The organism is Bradyrhizobium sp. CCBAU 51627 (genome assembly GCF_028128765.1).
Classification (GTDB): domain Bacteria; phylum Pseudomonadota; class Alphaproteobacteria; order Rhizobiales; family Xanthobacteraceae; genus Bradyrhizobium.
The window spans coordinates 166,591-186,952 of record NZ_LBJG01000023.1 but is presented as its reverse complement, the minus strand read 5'-3'; the positions used below and the strand labels follow the sequence as shown (position 1 = coordinate 186,952).

The window sequence follows — 20,362 nt, the reverse complement described above, 5'->3', positions numbered from 1 at the left end:
CCACCCATGACTGATGCAACTGTTTCAGAGCCCGGCCTCCGCCTGAAGCCGCTGAGCCCGGCCATGCTGCGCGAATTGTCGGTGCGTTCGAATCTGAAGGGCGCAGTCCAGAGCCTCGCTCACTACGGAATGATCGCGCTGGTCGGTACGTCAATCTGGATGGTGTCTTCCCGTTACGGAATCATCTGGGCACTGCCGCTGATGGCGGTGCAGGGTTATCTCGTCGCTTTCCTGTTCATGGCGGTACATGAGACCGCGCACAAGACCGCCTTCAGGAGTCGTGGCCTCAACCTCGCGGTCGGCTATCTCTCGGCCTTCATCATTGGATTGCCGTATGAATATTACTGCCTGTTTCACTGGGACCATCACCGCTATACCCAGGATCCGGAGAAGGACCCGGAGTTGATTGTCAGCGTAAAGCCTGCATCCGATACGCAACTCGCGATCGCCTATAGCGGATTGGTCCAGGTTGCCGGCCGGCTGTGGCTGATGCTCGGTCACGCCGTTACCGGCAAGGTCGTCGTGCCCTGGATCCCAGAGAGCAAGCGCGCCACCATCGTGACCGAGGCTCGCGCCTATGCTGCGCTCTATACGCTGCTGTTCGCGCTCTCGCTGTGGTTTTCCTCAGCATTGCTGCTCTGGGTCTGGATCGTGCCGCTGATGACAGGGCAATTCTTCCTGCGGCCCTATCTCTATGCCGAGCACACCGGCTGCGAGCGCGCCCGCAGCGCCTTCCAGAACACCCGCACCACCTACACCGGCGCGCTCGTTAAATGGATTGCGTGGAACATGCCCTACCACGTCGAGCACCACGCCTATCCTTCGATCCCGTTCCACGCATTGCCGAAACTGAACGAGATCGTCGATGGCGAGATCGTCTATCGCGGCCGCGGCTATCTCAGGACGACGCGCGAGACCTGGATCTGGTTTCGCCGGCATTGGCAGAGCACTTGACCTGTAAGGCAAAACTCCGGACGTAGCGCGACCGGAGTTTTGTAAGGCATGATGCTAGTAAACGGTGTACCCGCAGACATTCACGACGCGTACGCGCAGGCCGTGGCGGGTCTGGACGACGCGCTCCTGATAGCAGTTGTCGATGCCGGTGTTGACGTACACGCCGCCAAAGCCCCAGCCTGGACCCCAATAGTGGTGGAAACCGTGAGCCGAAGCGGCGGTGGGTGCGAGAGCAGCAGCGCCGAGCGAACCGGCGGCGATCAGAGCAAGTGCAACTTTACGAAACATCTTCGTTCTCCAGTGTGGCGCGAAGCCGTTGTTGTGTCCCTGCTTCTCGGTCGAGGCGAAGCGTGATTGCGTTCACGTGCAGGGGAGAGAATCGTGTTTCAGGATTGTTTCGTCCGACGTGGCGCGATGCGCCGCCGTCGGGTTTTTGGCGACGCGCGATAGCGGGTGGCCATCGCCCGCGTCATCTCCGTCATCTTTTCGCGGAGATCGACGGGCTCCAGCACTTCAGCCTCGGCGCCGAGCCGTAGCAACTCGGCGGCGGCATGCCATGACGTCTTGCCGATTGGCACTCTGGCGATGCGCCAGCCGTCTACGTCAGTGGCCCCTTCAATCCGCGTGCGCGTCCTGACATAGGGGTGGCTCAACGCGTCGAGCAACTCCACGCCCAACGGCGAGAGCCGCACGACCGCCACATTCGGATGCATCTCGGCCTCCAGCCGCAATGTCGCATTCTGCCAATAGGTGGCGAGATCGAAACCGGCGGGTCGATCGAAGCGGTCGTCGAGCGCCGTGCAGTCGAGCACGCGCGCAACGCGATAGGTGCGCACGCTGCCGTCGACTTGCCCTGCGAGGTACCAGCCGCCGCCCTTCAGCACGAGGCCGAGCGGGGCGACACGACGCTGCTTCTCGGCGCGCCAGCTCTGGTAGCGGATCTTGATGAACGTTCCGCGCAGAGCCGCGCCGGCAATCGTGCGCAGATGTCTTGGTTCCTCCGCCTCGCCGAACCAGCCCGGCGCATCCAGATGGAAGCGCTCCTGCATGCGCCCGGCATCTTCGCGCAGATTCGCGGGCAGCGCCGCCATCAGCTTGTTCTGCGCGGCGATCATCGCCGCATCCAGCCCCAGCGCCGTCGCGGGGCCCGGAAGACCTGCGAGAAACAGCGCGCCCGCTTCGCTCGGAGACAGGCCGTTCAAGCGCACGCGATAGCCATCGAGCAGGCGGTAACCGCCCTCCGCACCGCGGTCGGCATAAACAGGAACGCCGGAGGCCGCGAGTGCGTCGATGTCGCGATAGATCGTGCGCACCGAGACCTCGCACGCCTCTGCAAGCTCGGGCGCAGTGACCTGCCCCTTGGCCTGGAGGGTGGTGAGGATCGACAGCATCCGGCTCGCGCGCATGATCCCTTAAACCATACCTGACACAAGATGTCAGGTATGTTTGGCTATAAGATGCACCTCGCCACCGGCCCGAGGGGGACCCGCCATGACCGATCCGAACCGCATCGCGCTGTATTATTCGCCGCAGAGCCGGGCCACCGGCACGCGGGTGCTGCTGGAGGAACTGGGCGCTCCCTACGATCTCCACGTCCTCAACATGAAGGCCGGCGAGCAGCGGAGGTCTCCCTATCTCGCCATCAATCCGCTCGGCAAGGTGCCGGCCGTCAGGCACGGCGAGGCGCTTGTGACCGAGCAGGTCGCCATCTTCATCTATCTGGCCGATCTGTTTCCGCAGGCAGGGCTCACGCCGGCGCTCAACGACCCATTGCGGGGTCCCTACTTGCGCTGGATCGCCTATTATGGCTCCTCCTTCGAGCCCGCCCTGATCGACAAGTTCATGCAGCGCGAGCCGGCGCCGATAACGCAGTCGCCTTACGCCGATTACGACACCATGCTGGGCGCGCTCGAGGCGCAGCTGTCGAAGGGGCCGTACCTGCTTGGCGAGCGCATGACCGCCGCCGATATCCTGTGGGGCGTGGCGTTCAGCTGGACCATGATGTTCGGCATCGTGCCTAAAAGGGACGTCTTCGTCCGCTACGCTGAACGCATCACCTCGCGGCCTGCGTTCCAGCGCGTCAGTGCAGCGGATGATGAAATGGCGGCGCAGCATGCCGCGGCCTCGGGAGGGTGAAGGGCCCGGACCTCACATGATCAAGCCGATCCATACGACCAACTGTTTCGATACGTTCATCGGGGTAGCCGAGGACTGTCCGGCGCGCTCCGGCGAGGAGCCGCCGACGCGGGCGGGACGGCCGACGGTGGCAGGACTGCAATATGCGATGATCGCAAATGCACCTTACAGGTACACGTCCGACGACGTGATCTTCGCGACCTCAGCGCAAGGGCGCGAACTTGGAACCAAGGCGTCCAAGTCGAAAAGGAACGCTGTACGCTCCGCGTTCTTCTCGCGCGGACAGGCCTGCATGCGTGCTTCAGGCCTCGGCAAGCGCTACGGCTGGGGTGTACACGCCGACAGCGAAGGCCGTATCGCGATCTACGCTGTCGACAGCGATCGCTATCAAGCGCTGTCGCACGATTCAAAGCTCACGCAAGCGCGCGCGATGCGATCCAAGCGGGGATGAACTTCAGAACCGCGGTGGCCGCTTTTCAGCAAATGCCTTGATGCCTTCCTTGATCTCGTCGCCGCGCATGCTCTCGCGGTGGCGCTGGTCGGCAGCTCGCTCATCCAGTTCGCCACGGGCGAATTCATTGATCGCGCGTTTCATGCCGCGCATTGCGATCGGCGCATTCCCGGCGAGAATGTCGGCGAGCCTGTCGACCTCCACGTCGAGCATCTCCTCCGGCACCATGGCGGTCAGATAGCCGATCCGCAGCATCTCCGGGGCGCCGATCTTCTGCGCGGTGAGGAACAGCCGTTTCGCATTGTCGACCCCGAGCCGCGTCACGTAGCGCTGGATGCCGCTCCTGTAATAGTGCAGCCCGAGGCGGGCCGCCGGCATGAACATCTCGGCGGTGTCGACTCCGATGCGGAAATCGCAGGCGAGGGCGAGGTCGGTCGAGCCGCCATAGACGCCGCCATTGAGCCGGCAGATTGTCGGCACGCCGAGATCTTCCAGACGGTTGACGACGATCTCGAAGGCGGAGCCAGCGCTCTGCTGCTCGCTCACGCTCACCGCTCGCTCTGCCACCGAGTTGAGGTCATAGCCGGCCGAGAACGCACGCCCCGTTCCGGTCAGCACCACCACGCGGATATCGGGATCGGCCTCCACCCGGTCGAACAGCTTGACCAACTCGCCGAGATCCTCCGCCTGGAGCCGGTTGAGATGCTTTGGCCGGTTCAGGCGGATGGTCGCGCGTGCGCCATTGATTTCCAGCACGGGGGGGCTTGCCGCGTCGGCTGTATCCGACATTCTTGTCTCCACTTACTTGTTCTCCAGCGCGCGACGTTTCGCCTCGGCGTCGATGGTCTCGGCCAAATCGGGGTGCCGCGCCATCAGCACGCGGAAGTCGACGAGGTCGAGCACCAGCAGTCGCGACACTTTCGTGGTCGAGACATTGGCGCCGCGCATGTTGTTGCCGAGCAGCGCCATCTCGCCGAAGAAGGCGCCCTCGCCGAGCTGGACCTTCTTGCCGGGCAGGTCGACCTCGACCGCGCCGGCGGCGATGAAATACATGCAATCGCCCTGCGTACCCTTGCGGATGATCATGGTGCGGGCCGGCAGGTCCATCGTGCGCAGCATGTGGGTGACGTCGGCGATGGCCGCCGGTCCCAGCGCCGCGAAGAACGGGACCTTGCTGACGGATTCCCAGGTCTTGAGGAAATTGTCGCGCCGGGTTTCCGCGGCGAATCCGGTCGCCAGAATACCGGTCCAGAGACCGAACACGCCGAGGCCGGAGATCATCACCAGCGCCGCGACCATGCGGCCAAGCGGCGTGATCGGCACGACGTCGCCATAACCTGTCGTGGTCAGCGTGACGACCGCCCACCACAGCGCGGCAGGAACGCTGCCGAACGTCTGCGGCTGCACGTCCCGCTCCAGAAAATACTCGGCGACGGAGGCGAGGAAGACCACCATCAGGAAGATCACGAGCACGCTGACCAGCGGCCCTGATTCCAATACGAGCACCCGGCGCAGCTGGCGCAGGCCGGGAATGCCCGGCACCACCTTCAAGACCCAGAGCACGCTCAGCAGCCAGGCCGTTTTGGGCTCGACGCCGAAGACCAGCGCGACCGGCACGGCCAGCGCCCCCAAAGCGTCGACCAGCCCCGCAGAGGAGGACATGTAGAGTGCCAGCCGCCCCTGCCGCGCCATGTGGCGCAGTCGGACCAGCCATTCGAACACGAAATAGACCAGGCAGGCCCAAAGCAGAACGTCGACCCAGCGGTGCGCCGTCTCGTAGGCTCGATCGACGGTCAGCAGCACCATGCTGAGCACACCAACAGTCACGGCCACATAGGCCGCCTTGGTCATGTTGCGGCCGGCGGTCGCGGCCACGAACTGGCCCAGAGCGGGGAACTTCGGCTTGGACATGACGGGGTGGCGGCTCGGTTTTAGTGCTCGCGGTCCCAAGGCTGGGACTTCGGCGCCAAAGTGCCCGCCCGCACCGGGGCCGTCAACGACGGGACGGGCGGCCGCACCATCCACCCCGGGGACAGGGCGCAGCTGCCTGGCACGGCGGGGCCGGTCGGTGCCGGGGACCGACCGCTACTTGAAACGTGGAGGTTCGTCATAGCCTCGGCGGCTGCTCAAGAACAGCAGCATCATCAGGCCGACGCCGACGATCACTGAGAACCCCGCCCCGAGCGCCAGCGCCACATAACCGTCTGTCGGGATCGGATCGCCTCCGACGGCCATGGCCGAATAGGCGAAGTAACCGACCGCAACCAGCATTCCCAGCAAGATGATGAGAAGGAGCATACGCATGGTGCGTTCTCCGGGTTGTGCCGATAACCAACGGTTGCGTAGGGCAAACTGTTCCAGGGGCGGGATGCAGCGCTTCGCCGGGAAAAGACGACCCTCCGGTGGCCGGGCAGGTATCGATAGGTCAGGCGCTCTGGACTGTCTTTACCATCCCGACATCACTGTCTCCATGCGAGGGGGGAAGGCAGCTTCGATCTCGCCAGCGGACGTAGCCTTATTCAGATCCGTGGCGTTTGAGGATGCTATCACCGTTTAGCCACAGTCGGCGATTTTCCGGTTCCCCCGGGCTGCATTCCAGCGCCGGAGATGCCATAAATCGCCGGTCTCGATGATCAAATCGGGTCCAAGAAGAGGTTGCGCTGAACGCTCCATTTTTCTTTTCGATTCAACGAGGGCGTCGGCTTTGTCGTTTCCACCCCTGTCATCGGCGGTTCCGGTCGAAGCGCTCATTGGCTGGATGTTGCTGCTCACTTTCAAGCACATCATCGCTGATTTCGTGCTGCAGACCGCCTGGATGGCGCATGGCAAGGACCAGAAGCACGGCTGGGCCCTGCCGCTCCTGGTGCATTGCCTGATTCATCTTGCGGTTGCGCTGCCGCTGATCCTGATCGTTGCGCCGAAATTCTGGTTCGTGGCGCTGATTGATTTCGTCATCCACATCACGATCGATCGCGCCAAGGGGCTGGTCTCGGCCAATCTCGGCGTCAACCAGGAGCACCCCTGGTTCTGGACCCTGATCGGCGTCGACCAGGCGCTGCATCACCTGACCGGCTTCGGCCTCTCCATCTTCATGGCGGCGAACTGAGACCACGAGCCTCAGCTTGAGGAGCCCGCCAAGGCGAGCGCCTCGAAACATGGCCGTCAAGGCCGCCGCCGTCCCCGTATTCAACCCGGCTAGGGGGCCTTTCTGATTCGCGGCATACGGCAAGGACACCGGGTGACTACCGCCCAGGGTGGTTAACCTTTCATTAGAGAATTACGCGGCATCTTCCCGACACGAGGGAGAACTGCAATGTTTTCAAGCCGCGACGCTTATGAAAGCGATTTCTGCCCGGTTCGCGACGAGCTCCTTGGCGAGATGTACCGCGCCAGCGAGAGTGGCCTGCCGAGGCTGGTTGAGAGTGTTTCCCCTGACGCGCGCGCCAGGCTGGCGCTGTTCTGCTATCGCCGCAGCCACCTTCATTCGCTGGCGGTCGCGATCGCAGCCAGCTGCAGCGAGCGCGATCTGATCGAGAATGGCGGCCGTGTCGGCTCGACGCTCTATGCGCTCTCGCGCGCGGGGTCAGCCAAATCGTCCCCGTCGCTGTCGGGTGGCCGCAAGCCGATCACGCTGTCGACCAAGCCGCTCTCGGTGCTCGCACCGCTGGACGACGAAATCGACGACGAGATCGCCGAAGCCGTCCTCGCCTAAGCGGTCTCTATATCAGGCAGTCCGAACTTCCGCCGTGCCATTGCGCATTCGGCGTCGCCGGGCATGCAGGTGCGGCACACCTCCGGCCGCACCGCATAGACGCCGCACGCCGTCGTCTTGCCGATCTCTCCCTGCAACGCCGAACAACGATCACCCTCGCAGCGCATGCCGGATTGACGCGCATTGACGAGCGCCTCCGGGATCAACGCGAGCTCCTCGTCGCTCTCGATCGAGAAGCGCGGCCAGTTCTGCGAATAGCCGCAGCAGGCGCCGCAGCTCTGGCAAAGGCTCGAGAGATCGATTTCTTGCATCGTCAGGTATCTTTCGGCGGGCCCCAGACCAGGCTCTGCCGCCATTTCGCGCGCAGCACGTCGCGCCTTTCAGGATATCTTTCGTCGAGATAGGTCGCATCCACGACGCGATCGGTGCGGAAGCTGCGGAAGTCGCTGCGTAGTTCGCACCAGGCCGCGAGCAGGCGCACCGCTTCGAGATAGCCGACCGTGATCGGCCAGATCATGCGTTCGCTGGGGCGGCCCTGCTCGTCGCGATAGCGCAGCATGATCTTCTTGCCTTCATGGATCTGGGTGCGCGTGCGCGCCATGTCGAGGCGGTCCGGCTCCCGGTTCCAGCTCGGCCGCGCGCGGCTGGCCGGCTCCAAGACGAATGGGCGCAGCCGCTCGGGTACGGTGTCGGCGATCTTGGCCATCAAGTCTTCCGCCGCGCGTGCCAGCGTCGAATCGGCATGGCCGGCGACCCATTGTGCGCCCAGCACCGCCGCCTCGATCTCGTCGGGTGTCAGCATCAGGGGCGGCAGGTCGAAACCTTTCTCCAGAATGTACCCCATGCCGGCTTCGCCGCGGATCGGCACGCGCTGGCCAATCAGCGTGGCGATGTCGCGATAGATCGTTCGCTTCGAGGTCTCGAGCTCGGCCGCGATCGCATCGGCCGTCAGCGGCTTACGGGTGCGCCTCAGCACCTGGATGATCTGAAACAGCCGGTCGGCGCGTCTCATGACAATTCTCTCATCATAGGCAGATCAGAAAATGGCGCGTGGCTGCTGACAGGATGTTGGCAGCAGGGGAGTTCTATACCGGGACAACACATCGACTGAAGAGGATTTGTCCATGATCATTCCAACCCATTTCGGTCCGGGCGGTCCGTTGTGGCGGACTCGGGCCCCCTTGCATGTCTCGCTGTATGCCTGGACCTTCAGCCGCCTCACATTTTTCGATCTCACGATCGTCGATCTCCGCGTTGCGCTTGCGACCATGCTGACACGCTCGTTGATCCAGGCTGCGGACGCGCTGGTCCGCCATGTCATGGGCCGCGCCTTTCGGGGGGCCCGTTTCGCAGAAGATATCACGGCTGCTGCCACCATGGTGGCAGCAGCCCGGCGCTAGGTTCCGTCAACTTTTTCGGTAGGGTCCAGGAGAGCTCTCATGATCACGCTTTACGGCTTTGGCACCGGCTTCGGCCTGCCGGAAATCAGCCCTTTCGTCACCAAAACCGAGGTGCAGCTCAAGATGGCGGGACTGCCCTACAGGAAGGAGCGCGCGATGCCGCCGGCCTCACCGAAGGGGCAATTGCCGTTCATCGACGATGGTGGCGAGGCAGTAGCCGATTCGACCTTCATCCGCGCCCATATCGAGCGCCGCTACGGCTTCGATTTCGACGCGGGTCTCTCCTTGCAGGAGCGCGCGCAAGCCTGGGCTTTCGAGCGCATGATCGAGCACCACGTCTACTGGGCGCTGGTTGGTGCGCGCTGGGTCGATGCCGCCAATTTCGCCAAGGGGCCTGCGCATTTCTTCGACGGCGCGCCCGAGCACAGCCGCGAGAAGCTGCGTGAAGATGCGCAGTTCCGCGTCGCCGAGAACTACCTGCTGTCCGGTCTCGGTCGCCACGCCCCCGATGACGATGTCGATCTCGCGGTCCGCTCGCTGTTTGCGCTGTCGGTGCAGCTCGGCGATAAATCCTATCTGATGGGCAACAAGCCCAGCGGGGTCGATGCGACCGCGTTCGGCGCGCTTGCGGGCATCTTGACGCCGTTCTTCGACTCCAGCCTGCGCGAGCGCGCGGAAGGATTCCCGAACCTCACCGCCTATGTCGACCGGTTGATGGACACCTATTATCCGGAGTTCGCCTGGACGCCGCTGCGCCAGGCGGCCTGACGCAGACGGCACGGAAAACGCAAAAGAAAAGAACCGGCCCGATGGGCCGGCTCTTGTCGTTTCGGGCGACTGTCGCCGCTTACTTCGCGAGTGTGTACTTGCCGTCCTTGACGGTGAGCAGGATGCGCGAGCGGTCGTCGAGGCCGTAGCGATCCTTTTCCGTGAAGTTGTAGACGCCCTGGCTTGCCGCGATATCCCGTTCGGTCAGCCAGGCTTGGCGGATGGCTTCGCGGAATTCCGGCGTGCCGGGCTTGGCCGTCTTCAGGGCGGTCGGGATGATGCGCTTCAGCACCTCGAAGGCGTCGTAGGAATGGCCGGCGAACTGGCTCCGGCTATGCGGGCCGTATTTGGCCTCATAGGCGGCGTTGAGCGCCAGGCCCGGCTTCTTGGTGAGTGCGCTGTCGGGCTGGTCTTCCGGATCCATCACCGGGCCGGACGCCATCAGCACGCCTTCGGCCGCTTTGCCGGCGATGCGGATGAAGTCCATGCTGGCCGCGCCGTGGGTCTGGTAGATCAGGCCCTTATAGCCGCGCTCGCGCAGCTCGGTCTGCGGCAATGCGGCCGCAGTCCCGGAGGCGCCGACCAGGATCGCGTCGGGATTGGCCGCGACGAGCTTCAGGACCTGTCCGGTAACGGACGTGTCCGGCCGCGCGAAGCGTTCTTCGTCGACCATGGTCATGCCCATTGGCACGGCCTGGGCCTTGAAGTCGTTGAACCAGAGGTCGCCATAGGAGTCGGAATAGCCGATATAGCCGACCGTCTTCACGTTATGAGCCTTCATGTGCTGGTAGAGCACCTTGCCCATGATCGGAATCGGCTGGGGCATCGACACCGACCACTTGGCGCGTTCGGGCGTGATCGGGAACGGCGCAAGACCGAAATGAGGAATGCCGGCTTCGTTGGCGACGTTGGAGATCGCGATCGAGGGCGGCGTCGTCGACGAGCCCATGATGATGTCGGCCTTGGACTCCGTGACGAAGCGGCGTGCGTTGGTGGTTGCCGTGGTCGGGTCGCCGCCGTCGTCGAGCACGATCACTTTCAGCGGCACGCCGCCGATTTCCTTCGGCACGAATTCCAGCGCATTGCGCTCGGGGATGCCGAGTGCAGCGGCAGGACCCGTGGTGGTCACGCTGATGCCGATGGTGATGTCGGCGGTCTGGGCCAGCGCGGGCAGCGCCGGCAGCGTCAGCGTCGCCGCCGCGATGGCGGCGGTCATGTAAAAGCGTTTCATCTATTCCTCCCTTGACGTTATTCTTTGAAAGCAGAAATCGGGGACGAATTCAGCCCCGTCTTTTGGTGATGTGGCGATTTAGCTCCGGACCTCGCTCCCTGTGAATTTGGCTACCATTTCCGGAGGGAATGGCGCCGATTTCAGTTTGTCGGGGTTGTCGGGGTCGCGCCCGACCAGGACGCGGGTCTCGAAACCTTCGATGGCGAGCGCCTCGCCCTTGTAGACGTTGTGCTTCACCTCGAAGCTCGAGCGCTTGATGCTCTCGATCTTCGTCTCAATGGTGATCCAGTCGCCATAGGTCGAGGGGATGTAGAATTTGGACCGCGTGTCGACCATGGGGATGCCGACGAGGCCGTATTTGCGGACCAGGTCCTGCTTTGAGAACCCGGCGACCTCGAACAGGGCCGAGGTCGAATCGTCGAACATCGCGAAATAACGCGGATAGTAGACGATGTTGGCGGGGTCGCAGTCGCCCCACTGGATCTGGACCTCGCGCCGGTTCACGAACATGCGTTGCGCGTCCTACTCTACGAAGTTACTTGGGCGCCATGCGCAGCGAGCCGTCGAGGCGCACCACTTCGCCGTTAAGGTAGGAGTTCTCGACCATATGCAGGGCAAGCGCGGCGAATTCGTCGGCGTTGCCGAGCCGGCGCGGGAAGGGGATCGCCGCGGCGAGCGAGTCCTGGGCTTCCTGGGGCAGATTGGCGAGCAGCGGCGTCAGGAACAGACCGGGCGCGATGGTCAGCACGCGGATGCCGAATTGCGCGAGCTCGCGCGCGATCGGCAAGGTCATGCCGACGATGCCACCCTTCGAGGCCGAGTAGGCGGACTGGCCGATCTGGCCGTCATAGGCCGCGACGGAGGCGGTGTTGATGATGACGCCGCGCTCGCCGCTCACCTGCGGCTCGAGCTTGGACATCTCGGTCGCGGCAAGGCGCAGCATGTTGAAGGTGCCGATCAAATTGACCTTGATCACCCTGTCGAAATCGGCAAGTGCCATCGGGCCGTCGCGGCCGACCACGCGCTTGGCAACGCCGATGCCGGCGCAGTTGACCAGCACGCGTGCCGGTCCATAGGCCTTGGTTGCCTGCGCGATCGCAGCTTCCGCGGAGGCGGCATCGGAGACGTCGCAGGTCACGGCGACGCCCTTGATTTCGGCGGCAACGGTCTCGGCGAGCTTGGCATTGAGATCGCACACCGCGACCTTGGCGCCTTGCGCCGCCAGTTTCCGCGCAGTCGCCGCGCCCAGTCCCGATGCGCCGCCGGTGACGATGGCGGCCTGATCCTTCAACAACATGGCGTTCTCCTATGGCGATGATTTCTTACCCGACCGATATCACACGGCCCGAGGGATTGGCAGCGTAGAGCTCGTCGATCAAGGCGGCGCGATGCTCCAGCACCGCGCGCTGGTTGATCGAGCCCTTGTCGGTGACCTCGCCCTTGTCGATCGAGAGCGGTTCATCCAACAGGATCGCACGGGTGATCCGGGTTGAGGAGCCGGTCGCCGACGAAAGAAAGTGCGTCAGGCGCTCGCGGAAGGCTTCGCGCACCAGCCGGTCTCGCGCGGTGACGGTGAGGTTGTCGGCCGGCAAGGTCGGATTGATCAGCCGGCAACCGTCGAGATCGAGCAGCACGAGGGCGGAGACCTCGTCGCGGTTGATGCCGGCGATGACGACGTCGCGCACGAGCGGCGCGCAGGCCGCCGTGAGGCGCGCGCGCAGCGGGCCGACGCTGACCCAGGTGCCGCTCGCGAGCTTGAAGTCCTCGCTGACGCGGCCGTCGAAATCAAAGCCGGCGTTGAGATCGTCCGGATCGGCGGGCTTGAGCGCGTCGCCAAGCTTGTAGAAGCCTTCCTCGTCGAACGATTTTGCGGTGATGTCCGGCTGTCGCCAATAGCCGGGCATCACGTTCGGGCCCTTGCAGCGCACTTCCAGCTTGCCGTTGTTCGGCACCAGCTTGGCGTCATTGCCTGATACCGGCAGCCCGACATGGCCGGAGCGGCTGGTGCGCGGATTGACCGACATGAAGAACGGCGCGGTCTCGGTGGCGCCAAGGCCGGTCAGCATCGGCACGCGATAGCCTTTTTCCTTCACCGCGAGTTCGTCGAGACTGTTCCAGACGAAGGGCGAGAGCGCCGCGCCCGAGAAGAACATCGCGTGCAGGCGATCGAAGAATTTTGCACGAAGGCCCTGGTCATCGCGCAAATAAGGCAGCAGCGATTCATAGCCCTTGGGCACGTTGAAATAGACCGTCGGCGAAATCTCCTGGAGATTGCGCACGGTCTCCTCGATGCCGCCGGGCACCGGCTTGCCGGCGTCCAGATACATCGAGCCGCCATTGTAGAGTGTCAGCCCGATATTGTGGTTGCCGCCAAAGGTGTGATTCCATGGCAGCCAGTCGATGATCACAGGCGGCTCGTCCTTGAGGAAGGCGAGCGTCTCGCGCAGCATCACCTGGTTGGCGCAGATCATGCGCTGGGTGTTGATGACGGCCTTGGGATTGCCGGTCGAGCCCGACGTCAGCAGGAACTTTGCGATCGTGTCGGGGCCGATCCTGCCGTGCACGGCGTCGAGGTCGCTACGTACGGGCGTCGCCATGAGGTCGGCGAGCAGGGTGACGTCGCGGCCTGGGACATGGCCGTAGGACGCGGCGATCTCGGTGCCCAGCGAGACGTTGGCGGCGAGCGCGTCGGCGAATTTGTCGGCATCCTCGGCGAAAACGAGGCCGGGCGTCAGCAGCTTCATCAGATAGGAGAGCTTGCCGTAATCTTTCGATACCAGCGAATAGGCCGGCGACACCGGACAGAACGGGACGCCGGCATAGAACGCGCCGAAGGCGAGCAGCGCATGGTCGATCGAATTGCCGGAGAGGATGACGACCGGCCGCTCCGCCGACAGGCCGCGCTGGATCAGCCCTGAGGCGATATGGCGGCTCGCCGTGAGCAGCTCGGCATAGGTGATCTTGCGCCAGCCGCGCCCGCCGTCGCGCTCCGCCATGAAGATTCGGTCAGGCGTCGTCGTCGCCCAGTGATGCAGGCGGTCGGTGATGCGGGCGGGATAGTCGCCGAGCGGCTGCTTCGGCCGCAGATAAATCGTGCCATCGGCGCGACGCTCGATGTCGACGACGGGATCGCCGAACGAGATCGGTCGCAGCGGAGAATTGCTCACGCCGCGCTCTGTGCTGGAAGAGGACGGCTGCGCGCTCATGACTTCGGCTTTACCTTTGCGGTCTTGTGCTCGAGGAATTCGCGAATCCTGCGTTTTGCCTCTTTATCGCTCTGGGCGACCGTGGCCATCAGCGATTCCATCAACAGGCCGGTCTGCGGATTGGCTTCCGCGATCATCGGCAATGCCTGGAGCACCGCGAAATTCGTCAGCGGCGCATTGGACGCAATCTTGGTCGCAAGCTCCAGCGCCTTGGCAAGACCGTTGCCGGCCTCCGTGACATATTGCGCAAAGCCGTAAGACGCGCCCTCGGTCGCGCTATAGACGCGACCCGTCAGCATCATGTCCATCATTCGTGCGACGCCGATCAGCCGCGGCAGCCGCACCGAGCCGCCGCCACCGACGAAGATGCCGCGCTGTCCTTCCGGCAGCGCGAAGTAAGTCGAGGGTTCGGCGACGCGGATATGTGCCGCGCAGGCAAGCTCCAGTCCGCCGCCGATCACGGCGCCCTTGAGCGCGGCGATGACGGGGACGCGGCTGTACTGGATGCGATCGAACACCCGGTGCCACATCTGTGAATGCAGGAGGCCGCCACTGGCGTCGTGGTCCTGGAGCTCGGACAGGTCGAGGCCGCTGGAGAAATGGTCGCCAATGCCGTGAATGACCACCGCGCCGATGTCCTCGGGCAGGGACGTAAAACATTCGCCGATTTCGAGAATGATGCCGTCATTGAGCGCATTGCGCTTGGCCGGCCGGTTCAGACCCACGGTCAGAACACGGTCCACCCTCTCGATTTGAAGCAACCCGGAGGCGCCCGCGCCAGCGGTCTCGGCGTTTCCCTGTGTCATTTGCGTCCTTGTCAGAATAGTTATGTTGTATAACGAATTCTGGGGGAGTCAATATGGTTGGCCCCGTGATGGGGCGCGGTAGGCCTTGATCTGTCACGCGTCGGATCCCCCGGTCCGAGGGGGCGGGAGCATGTTGTGACGCGCAGCCCTTGCCACTTCTTCGTCATTGCGCAGCGAAGCAATCCTGCGCGGAGTCAGTCTGGATTGCTTCGCTGCGGTCGCAATGACGAGGCCGCAGCTGTCTCACATCACCTGATGCACGTCGATGACCACCCGGTCCGCATGCCGTGCGGCCGACCCGACGAAAATGCGCTCCATGAGCCAGCGATACTCTTCGTGCCCGGTCTCGAATTTGGGCACGGTGCGGAAATAGATCAGCTTCGGATCGACCGGCTCGCCGCGCTTGAGCTTTTGCAGCAGCTCGACCGGGCCGAAGCGCATGCCCCTGTTCTCGACATAGACAATTGCGCCGTCATCGGTCTCGAAGGCATATTTGGCCTCGAGATCGATGAGTTCGTTGGGGCGGATGGTCTGGAAGTCGGCGCCGAAGGGCAGCACCTTGCCTGACAGCGCGCCCATCACCTCGCCGCCGATGATCGGGATGATGCGACGCACGCCGATGCCGGTCTCGCCGGCGGTGACGACGTCGCCGATCCTTGCAGTGATGGTGAAGACGTATTTTGTCTCGAGCGTCGGTGTCGTCATCGCTCCACCTCTCTAGTGAGCCATCATCCGCGTCGGCAGCCAGGTTGCCAGCAAGGGGAAGGCGATCAGGATCACCAGACGCACGAGATCGGTCGCCACGAACGGGATCACGCCCTTGAAGATGGTGGAGAAGGACACGTCCTTCACCACGCTCTTGATGACAAAGACGTTCATGCCGACAGGCGGATGGATCAAGCCGAGTTCGACCGTCATCACGATAATGACGCCGAACCAGATCGGGTCGAAGCCGAGATGCGTGATCACGGGGAAGATGATCGGCACCGTCAGGATGATCATCGCCATCGCGTCCATCAGGCAGCCGAGCACGAGATACATCCCCATGATCAGCGCCAGCACGCCGTACGGGCCCAGGCCCAGGCCGGTGAGGAATTCGGTCACCTTCTGCGGCGTCTGCGTCACCGTCAGGAAATAGCCGAAGATCAGCGCGCCGATCAGCACGGTGAACACGGCGGCCGCCGTGCGTGTTGCCTGAAGCAGCGAAGCCAGCACCTTCTCGCGGTCGAGCCGTCCGGTGGCCACGCCGATGATGAAGGCGCCCGTGGCGCCGACGCCGCCGGCTTCGGTCGGCGTGAAGCGCGGCAGGAAAGGCAAGCCGTAGAGGCCGCCGATCACGAACACGAACAGCAGCACCGGCGCCCAGATATCCTTGAGGCCCGCAAAGCGCTCGCGCCAGGGCAGCACCTTGCCCTTGGGCAGAAAGTCGGGGCGGGTATAGCCGATCAGAAAGATCGTGATCATGTACATCGTCATCGCCAGGAGGCCCGGGATGATGCCGGCGATGAAGAGCTTTCCGATGTCCTGCTCGGTGATGATTCCGTAAACAGCAAGCACGGTCGAAGGCGGCAGCATTGCGCCAAGCGTGCCGCCGGCGGCGATCACGCCTGTCGCAAACGATTGCGGATAGCCGAAGCGGCGCATCTCGGGATAGGCGACGGCCGAGAAGGTCGCGGCGGTCGCAACCGAAGAACCGCAAATCGCGGCAAAGCCGCCGCAGGCGCCGACGGTGGCGATGCCGAGCCCGCCCCGTAGATGTCCGACGAAACCGTTGGCGGCGCGGAACAGCTCGCGGCTCATGCCGGAGTTGCTGACGAAGGACCCCATCAGCAGGAACATCGGGATCACGCCAAAAGTATAGTCGGTGACCGTGCGCATCGAGGTCTGGCCAACGAGCTTCAGCGCCGGCGTTGCGCCGACCAGATAGGAGAAGCCGGAGACGCCGACGAGGCCCATCGCCATGCCGACGGGCACGCGCAACAGCATCAACGCAAACAAGGAAACGAAGCCGATAACGGCGACGGCATCGGTGCTCATGATTACTCCGTCGCCTTCAGCTTGGGGTCGTGCATGTCTTCGGGATGGAAGATCAGCCGGTAAGTGCGAATCGCGATCAGCAGCACGGCCGAAACGTCGCCGATCCAGGCGATGGCAAAGAACGGCCAGGTCGGCATGTGCATGTCGAAGGTCTGGACGTTGTCGTTGTAGGTGCCGCGGACCTTGTCGAACAGCGTCCAGGTCTGAACAGTGACGACGAACAGCAGCACCAGCGTGGCGAACACGTCGATCCAGCGCTGATAGCGCGGCCCGACATTGCCCCAGACCAGGTCGACCGTGATGTGCGTGCCGCGATAGGAGGTCGCCGCGATACCCCAGAAAATGAGGATGCCGAGCAGCATGCGGCCGATGTCGAAACTATCGGGGATCGAATAGTTGAGCGTGTTGCGCAGCAGCACCGACAGGAAAATGTCGAGCGCGACAATACCGACGAACGCGGCCGCGATCCATTCGATCGTGTCGATGATGCGGTCCATCCATGAGCGCTTCATGGGAGCTGTCTTGTCGTCTGATGTCATACTCGTTCTCGGCTCAGGCGGCAGGCTTCGCCTCTGCCCGCAGGCGGGGAGAGGAGGAAGCGTCGCACGCTCCTGATGACGCACTTGCAGAATAACGGCGGCGAGATGCCCCTCGCCGCCTTGCTTCTTGCGACGCGAAGCTATTCCGCCAGCGCGTTGTACTTCTTCAGCGACGCCTTGAGCTCCGCAAGCGCAGCGTCCGGATCGGCGCCGGCCTTCTTCGCGCCGCCGGCCCAGGTCTTGACCAGCGGCTCGGAGGCCTTCTTCCAGGCGGCCGTCTGGTCCGGTGTCAGCTTGTAGACCTCGTGACTTCCTTCCGCTTTCACCTTGTCGATTCCGGCGTCCTCGAACTTGCCCCAGTGCTCGCCGACCACGCCGGCCATCTCGGTCGAGCAGTTCTTGTCGATCGCGGCCTTCTGCTTGTCGGACATCGCATTGTACTTGTCCTTGTTCATCACGAACACGAAGGTCGTGGTGTAGAGCGGGGCCTCCATGTCGTACTTGGTCACCTTGTCGATGCCGAATAGCACCAGCGAGCCCCAGGGGAAGGTCACCGCGTCGGCGACGCCGCGCTCGATGATGTCGCGCACCTCAGGCGCGGAGGACTGCACATTCGTGCCGCCAAGCGAAGTGACGAAATTCGCCATGGTGGCGTGCGCCGGACGAACCTTCATGCCCTTCACGTCCTCCGGCATCACGATCTTCTTGGTGCGGGAGTGGAAGGAGGAGGGCGAGTGGACGAAGGCGAGGCAGTATTTGACGTCCTTCATCTCCTTCTCGGCATATTTGCGATACCAGGCGTCCAGTCCTTCTGAGCCGCCCTTGGCGTCCGAGATCAGGAACGGCAATTCGCCGGCGCCGATGATCGGGAAGCGCCCGGGCTGGTAGCCGGGATTGACGTAGGTGACGTCGGCGATGCCATCGCGCGCCATGTCGTAATGATCGAAGGCCTTGCCGAGTTGCTGAGCCGGAAACACCTTTCCCGTGATGGTGCCGCCGGAATCCTTGTTCACCGCGGCAACCCAGTCTTCCAAAGACTTTTGCAACGGGTGGGAGGCCGGCACCCAGTGCGAGACCTTCAGGTCGAAGGTCTTATCCTGCGCCAACGCAGGGCTCACGCTTGCTGCCAGCAGCAAAGCCAGACAGGCTTTTCTCATCACACGTCTCTCCCTCTTTGTGACGGCGGGCTTCGATGGCCCGGTCTCGTTAATTAACATGTTATCTATTTAGCCGGCGCGTTCAAGCCGGAACTGGTCCGTCAACTACGTCAGCGATGTTGCGTGGGTTTGTCGCTGTCCGGCGACCAGCCCCCCTTTCAAACCGTTATATGTTATAATTATCGCGCGCCGATAACTGCGACAAGCGAACCGTACGAAAGCCTACAGGATCGGGCGGAGCAAGTATTGCGGACAATAGCCGCAATCCTGGGCCGGACCGGCAGGATTGCTGCTTGGGCAGCTTTTTTGGAGGTCGTAAGCCGGACAAAGCGTAGCGTGTCCACGAAATTCCGTAGTCGCCGCGCGATGGGGAGCACCGCGCGATGCGCCTTTTTCACTCTACAGGATTCGTGCGTCATCACCGGCTTGCGCGCTTCAAACACCCGCGCAAAACCCGTTTAAAACTTTGTAATTGATGCGTCCGTCACGTCGATCGCATTCAATGGCAATGATCATTGCAACGGACGTGAGACACGCATGACCAGCGCCGACATTCCCGAAGGCTTCGAGCCGTTGTCCCGCAAGAGCCCGCTCACCGAACCCTGGGAGCCGCTCTACGCAAAGAAAACCGAAAGGGCCGTCATCGTCGGTCTGCGGCTGGCACGGCCGCACACCAACGGCCGCGGCCTGATCCATGGCGGCCTGATCGCCGCGCTCGCCGACAACGCGATGGGCTATAGCTGCGCGCAAGCGACGAACTGGAGCACCTCGTTCGTGACGGTCTCGCTCTCGATCGACTTCGTCGGCTCCGCCGAGATCGGCCATTGGTGCTCGATCGAGAGCGACGTGATCAAGACCGGCAAGACGATCTGCTTCGCGCAGAGCCTGATCAAGGCCGACGGGGCCGTGATTGCGCGGGCCAGCGGCACGTTTCGCGTCGTGCCGAAGAAAGGCTGACCCTTATCCGAACTTCCAATCTGCCGTTTCGACCACGAGGTCGATGAACGCGCGCACCTTGGCCGAGAGCAAACGCGACGTCGGATAGACGATGTGGATCGGCAGCGTCGGGTGCTCGTATTTCGCCAGCAGGATTTTCAGCCGCCCGCGCTTCAGGCCTTCGGCGGCCTGGTAGGCCAGCACGCGCGTGATGCCGCCGCCGGCCTCGGCATATTGCAGGGCGGCGTCGGCGCTGTTGCTGGTAAAGCGCGGCGACGGGGTTACCTCGATGTCGCGGCCGTCCTGTACGAAACGCCAGCTCGCCGACGGGCCAAACTGGATTGTCTGGTGCTCGTGCAGTGCCCCGGGCGCCCTTGGCTCGCCATGGCGCTTGAGATAACCGGGCGCAGCCACCGTGATCCGCCGCATCTCGCCGACATGTCGCGCGACGAGCGAGGAATCGGCGAGGTGGCCGATGCGGACGGCGGCATCGACGGCGTCTTCCACCAGATTGACGAGGTGGTCCGATAGCCTCAGTTCGCAGGCAACCTCGGGATAGCGCTTGAGATAATCGGTCATGACCGGGCTGACATGCAGCCGGCCGAAGCCGACCGGAGCAGATACCACCAGCCGTCCGCTTGGCCGGTTGCGCTCCTCCCGTGCCGAGCCGTCGGCCTCCTCGACGTCGGCGAGGATCCGCCGTGCGCGTTCGAGATAGCGCGCGCCGACGTCAGTCAATCTCACCTGCCGGGTGGTTCGTTGCAGCAGCCGCGCACCGAGATGCTCCTCCAGGGCCGCGATCAGCCGGGTCACCGCCGATGGGGACAGCTGCAGTCTTCGCGCTGCCGGCGCAAAGCCGCGGAGATCGGCGACGGTGACGAAGACGTGCATGGCTTCAAGGCGGTCCATGGTATTATTGCATAAGACGCAACGATGAAGTGTCAAGCGATCTGATTGTTTTGAACGCCGAAAGGCCCCAACTTGACGGCCGAAAGACGCAGCGATGCGCCGGAAGTTTTCAGGAGACAA

The 20,362-nt window shown here is 63.4% G+C and carries 25 protein-coding genes; 8 read left to right on the top strand and 17 right to left on the bottom strand.

The annotated features are described in order from the left end of the window. Window positions 1-6: 6 nt before the first annotated feature. The gene (locus tag XH88_RS12775) at window positions 7-954 is read left to right on the top strand and encodes a fatty acid desaturase (RefSeq protein WP_271668647.1); all 948 of its coding nucleotides are present in this window, start codon (window positions 7-9) and stop codon (window positions 952-954) included. A 54-nt stretch (window positions 955-1,008) separates the two neighbouring features. Here the strand turns inward: XH88_RS12775 and XH88_RS12770 are convergent, their stop codons facing one another. Continuing rightward, window positions 1,009-1,242 (bottom strand): hypothetical protein, encoded by a 234-nt coding sequence (locus XH88_RS12770; RefSeq protein ID WP_271668646.1) that lies wholly within the window; start codon window positions 1,240-1,242, stop codon window positions 1,009-1,011. A 98-nt stretch (window positions 1,243-1,340) separates the two neighbouring features. Continuing rightward, complete coding sequence (locus tag XH88_RS12765) at window positions 1,341-2,360, bottom strand: helix-turn-helix transcriptional regulator (RefSeq protein ID WP_271668645.1); 1,020 nt, start codon at window positions 2,358-2,360, stop codon at window positions 1,341-1,343. An 85-nt stretch (window positions 2,361-2,445) separates the two neighbouring features. Between XH88_RS12765 and XH88_RS12760 the strand changes: the two genes are divergently transcribed. Together XH88_RS12760 and XH88_RS12755 are read left to right on the top strand one after the other, a co-directional pair. Further along, on the top strand, window positions 2,446-3,090 hold the full coding sequence (locus XH88_RS12760) for a glutathione S-transferase family protein (RefSeq protein ID WP_271668644.1): 645 nt from the start codon (window positions 2,446-2,448) through the stop codon (window positions 3,088-3,090). Window positions 3,091-3,106: 16 nt separating this feature from the next. Continuing rightward, a complete protein-coding gene (locus XH88_RS12755; protein WP_271668643.1) occupies window positions 3,107-3,541 on the top strand; it encodes a DUF6157 family protein in 435 nt (144 codons plus the stop codon). A 3-nt stretch (window positions 3,542-3,544) separates the two neighbouring features. On the opposite strand, the gene XH88_RS12750 is transcribed toward XH88_RS12755, so the two are convergent. From XH88_RS12750 to XH88_RS12740, 3 genes are all read right to left on the bottom strand, one after another. Continuing rightward, window positions 3,545-4,330 (bottom strand): enoyl-CoA hydratase/isomerase family protein, encoded by a 786-nt coding sequence (locus XH88_RS12750; RefSeq protein WP_271668642.1) that lies wholly within the window; start codon window positions 4,328-4,330, stop codon window positions 3,545-3,547. 12 nt (window positions 4,331-4,342) lie between these two features. Then, window positions 4,343-5,452, bottom strand: coding sequence for a cyclic nucleotide-gated ion channel (locus XH88_RS12745; protein ID WP_271668641.1), 1,110 nt, complete (start codon window positions 5,450-5,452; stop codon window positions 4,343-4,345). Window positions 5,453-5,626: 174 nt separating this feature from the next. Next, window positions 5,627-5,845 carry a hypothetical protein gene (locus tag XH88_RS12740; protein WP_271668640.1) on the bottom strand — a complete coding sequence of 73 codons (219 nt, stop codon included), beginning with the start codon at window positions 5,843-5,845 and terminating at the stop codon, window positions 5,627-5,629. Window positions 5,846-6,299: 454 nt separating this feature from the next. Here XH88_RS12740 and XH88_RS12735 point away from each other — a divergent pair, with 454 nt between their 5' ends. Together XH88_RS12735 and XH88_RS12730 are read left to right on the top strand one after the other, a co-directional pair. Next, entirely contained in the window at window positions 6,300-6,647 is a 348-nt protein-coding gene (locus XH88_RS12735) for a DUF3307 domain-containing protein (protein WP_271669052.1), read from the top strand. Window positions 6,648-6,854: 207 nt separating this feature from the next. Continuing rightward, on the top strand, window positions 6,855-7,253 hold the full coding sequence (locus XH88_RS12730) for a hypothetical protein (protein WP_271668639.1): 399 nt from the start codon (window positions 6,855-6,857) through the stop codon (window positions 7,251-7,253). Here the strand turns inward: XH88_RS12730 and XH88_RS12725 are convergent. Both XH88_RS12725 and XH88_RS12720 read right to left on the bottom strand, forming a co-directional pair. Beyond that, a complete protein-coding gene (locus XH88_RS12725; RefSeq protein ID WP_271668638.1) occupies window positions 7,250-7,564 on the bottom strand; it encodes a YkgJ family cysteine cluster protein in 315 nt (104 codons plus the stop codon). The two genes, XH88_RS12730 and XH88_RS12725, sit on opposite strands and share 4 nt — an antisense overlap. 2 nt (window positions 7,565-7,566) lie before the next feature. Beyond that, window positions 7,567-8,265 carry a helix-turn-helix transcriptional regulator gene (locus tag XH88_RS12720; RefSeq protein ID WP_271668637.1) on the bottom strand — a complete coding sequence of 233 codons (699 nt, stop codon included), beginning with the start codon at window positions 8,263-8,265 and terminating at the stop codon, window positions 7,567-7,569. Window positions 8,266-8,377: 112 nt separating this feature from the next. On the opposite strand from XH88_RS12720, the gene XH88_RS12715 reads away from it, so the two are divergent. Continuing rightward, on the top strand, window positions 8,378-8,653 hold the full coding sequence (locus XH88_RS12715; protein ID WP_271668636.1) for a hypothetical protein: 276 nt from the start codon (window positions 8,378-8,380) through the stop codon (window positions 8,651-8,653). Window positions 8,654-8,692: 39 nt separating this feature from the next. After that, window positions 8,693-9,421, top strand: a complete 729-nt coding sequence (locus XH88_RS12710; protein WP_271668635.1) for a glutathione S-transferase family protein — start codon at window positions 8,693-8,695, stop codon at window positions 9,419-9,421. A 79-nt stretch (window positions 9,422-9,500) separates the two neighbouring features. Here the strand turns inward: XH88_RS12710 and XH88_RS12705 are convergent, their stop codons facing one another. The 9 genes from XH88_RS12705 to XH88_RS12665 form a co-directional block, all read right to left on the bottom strand. Next, window positions 9,501-10,652, bottom strand: a complete 1,152-nt coding sequence (locus XH88_RS12705) for an ABC transporter substrate-binding protein (protein WP_271668634.1) — start codon at window positions 10,650-10,652, stop codon at window positions 9,501-9,503. Window positions 10,653-10,730: 78 nt separating this feature from the next. Further along, window positions 10,731-11,162 carry an acyl-CoA thioesterase gene (locus XH88_RS12700; protein ID WP_271668633.1) on the bottom strand — a complete coding sequence of 144 codons (432 nt, stop codon included), beginning with the start codon at window positions 11,160-11,162 and terminating at the stop codon, window positions 10,731-10,733. 25 nt (window positions 11,163-11,187) lie between these two features. Next, complete coding sequence (locus XH88_RS12695) at window positions 11,188-11,949, bottom strand: 3-hydroxyacyl-CoA dehydrogenase (protein ID WP_271668632.1); 762 nt, start codon at window positions 11,947-11,949, stop codon at window positions 11,188-11,190. A 25-nt stretch (window positions 11,950-11,974) separates the two neighbouring features. Further along, a complete protein-coding gene (locus tag XH88_RS12690; RefSeq protein ID WP_271668631.1) occupies window positions 11,975-13,858 on the bottom strand; it encodes a feruloyl-CoA synthase in 1,884 nt (627 codons plus the stop codon). Further along, window positions 13,855-14,664, bottom strand: a complete 810-nt coding sequence (locus XH88_RS12685; protein WP_271668630.1) for a crotonase/enoyl-CoA hydratase family protein — start codon at window positions 14,662-14,664, stop codon at window positions 13,855-13,857. Before XH88_RS12685 ends, XH88_RS12690 begins: the two co-directional genes overlap by 4 nt. Window positions 14,665-14,907: 243 nt before the next feature. Then, the gene (locus XH88_RS12680) at window positions 14,908-15,369 is read right to left on the bottom strand and encodes a DUF3237 domain-containing protein (RefSeq protein ID WP_271668629.1); all 462 of its coding nucleotides are present in this window, start codon (window positions 15,367-15,369) and stop codon (window positions 14,908-14,910) included. A gap of 12 nt (window positions 15,370-15,381) precedes the next feature. Further along, entirely contained in the window at window positions 15,382-16,701 is a 1,320-nt protein-coding gene (locus XH88_RS12675) for a TRAP transporter large permease (RefSeq protein ID WP_271668628.1), read from the bottom strand. 2 nt (window positions 16,702-16,703) lie between these two features. Next, the gene (locus tag XH88_RS12670; protein ID WP_271668627.1) at window positions 16,704-17,213 is read right to left on the bottom strand and encodes a TRAP transporter small permease; all 510 of its coding nucleotides are present in this window, start codon (window positions 17,211-17,213) and stop codon (window positions 16,704-16,706) included. A 167-nt stretch (window positions 17,214-17,380) separates the two neighbouring features. Continuing rightward, a complete protein-coding gene (locus XH88_RS12665) occupies window positions 17,381-18,397 on the bottom strand; it encodes a TRAP transporter substrate-binding protein (RefSeq protein WP_271668626.1) in 1,017 nt (338 codons plus the stop codon). A gap of 537 nt (window positions 18,398-18,934) precedes the next feature. Here XH88_RS12665 and XH88_RS12660 point away from each other — a divergent pair. Next, window positions 18,935-19,354, top strand: a complete 420-nt coding sequence (locus tag XH88_RS12660) for a PaaI family thioesterase (RefSeq protein ID WP_271668625.1) — start codon at window positions 18,935-18,937, stop codon at window positions 19,352-19,354. Window positions 19,355-19,357: 3 nt separating this feature from the next. Here the strand turns inward: XH88_RS12660 and XH88_RS12655 are convergent, their stop codons facing one another. Beyond that, on the bottom strand, window positions 19,358-20,242 hold the full coding sequence (locus XH88_RS12655; protein ID WP_271668624.1) for a LysR family transcriptional regulator: 885 nt from the start codon (window positions 20,240-20,242) through the stop codon (window positions 19,358-19,360). Window positions 20,243-20,362: the final 120 nt, after the last annotated feature.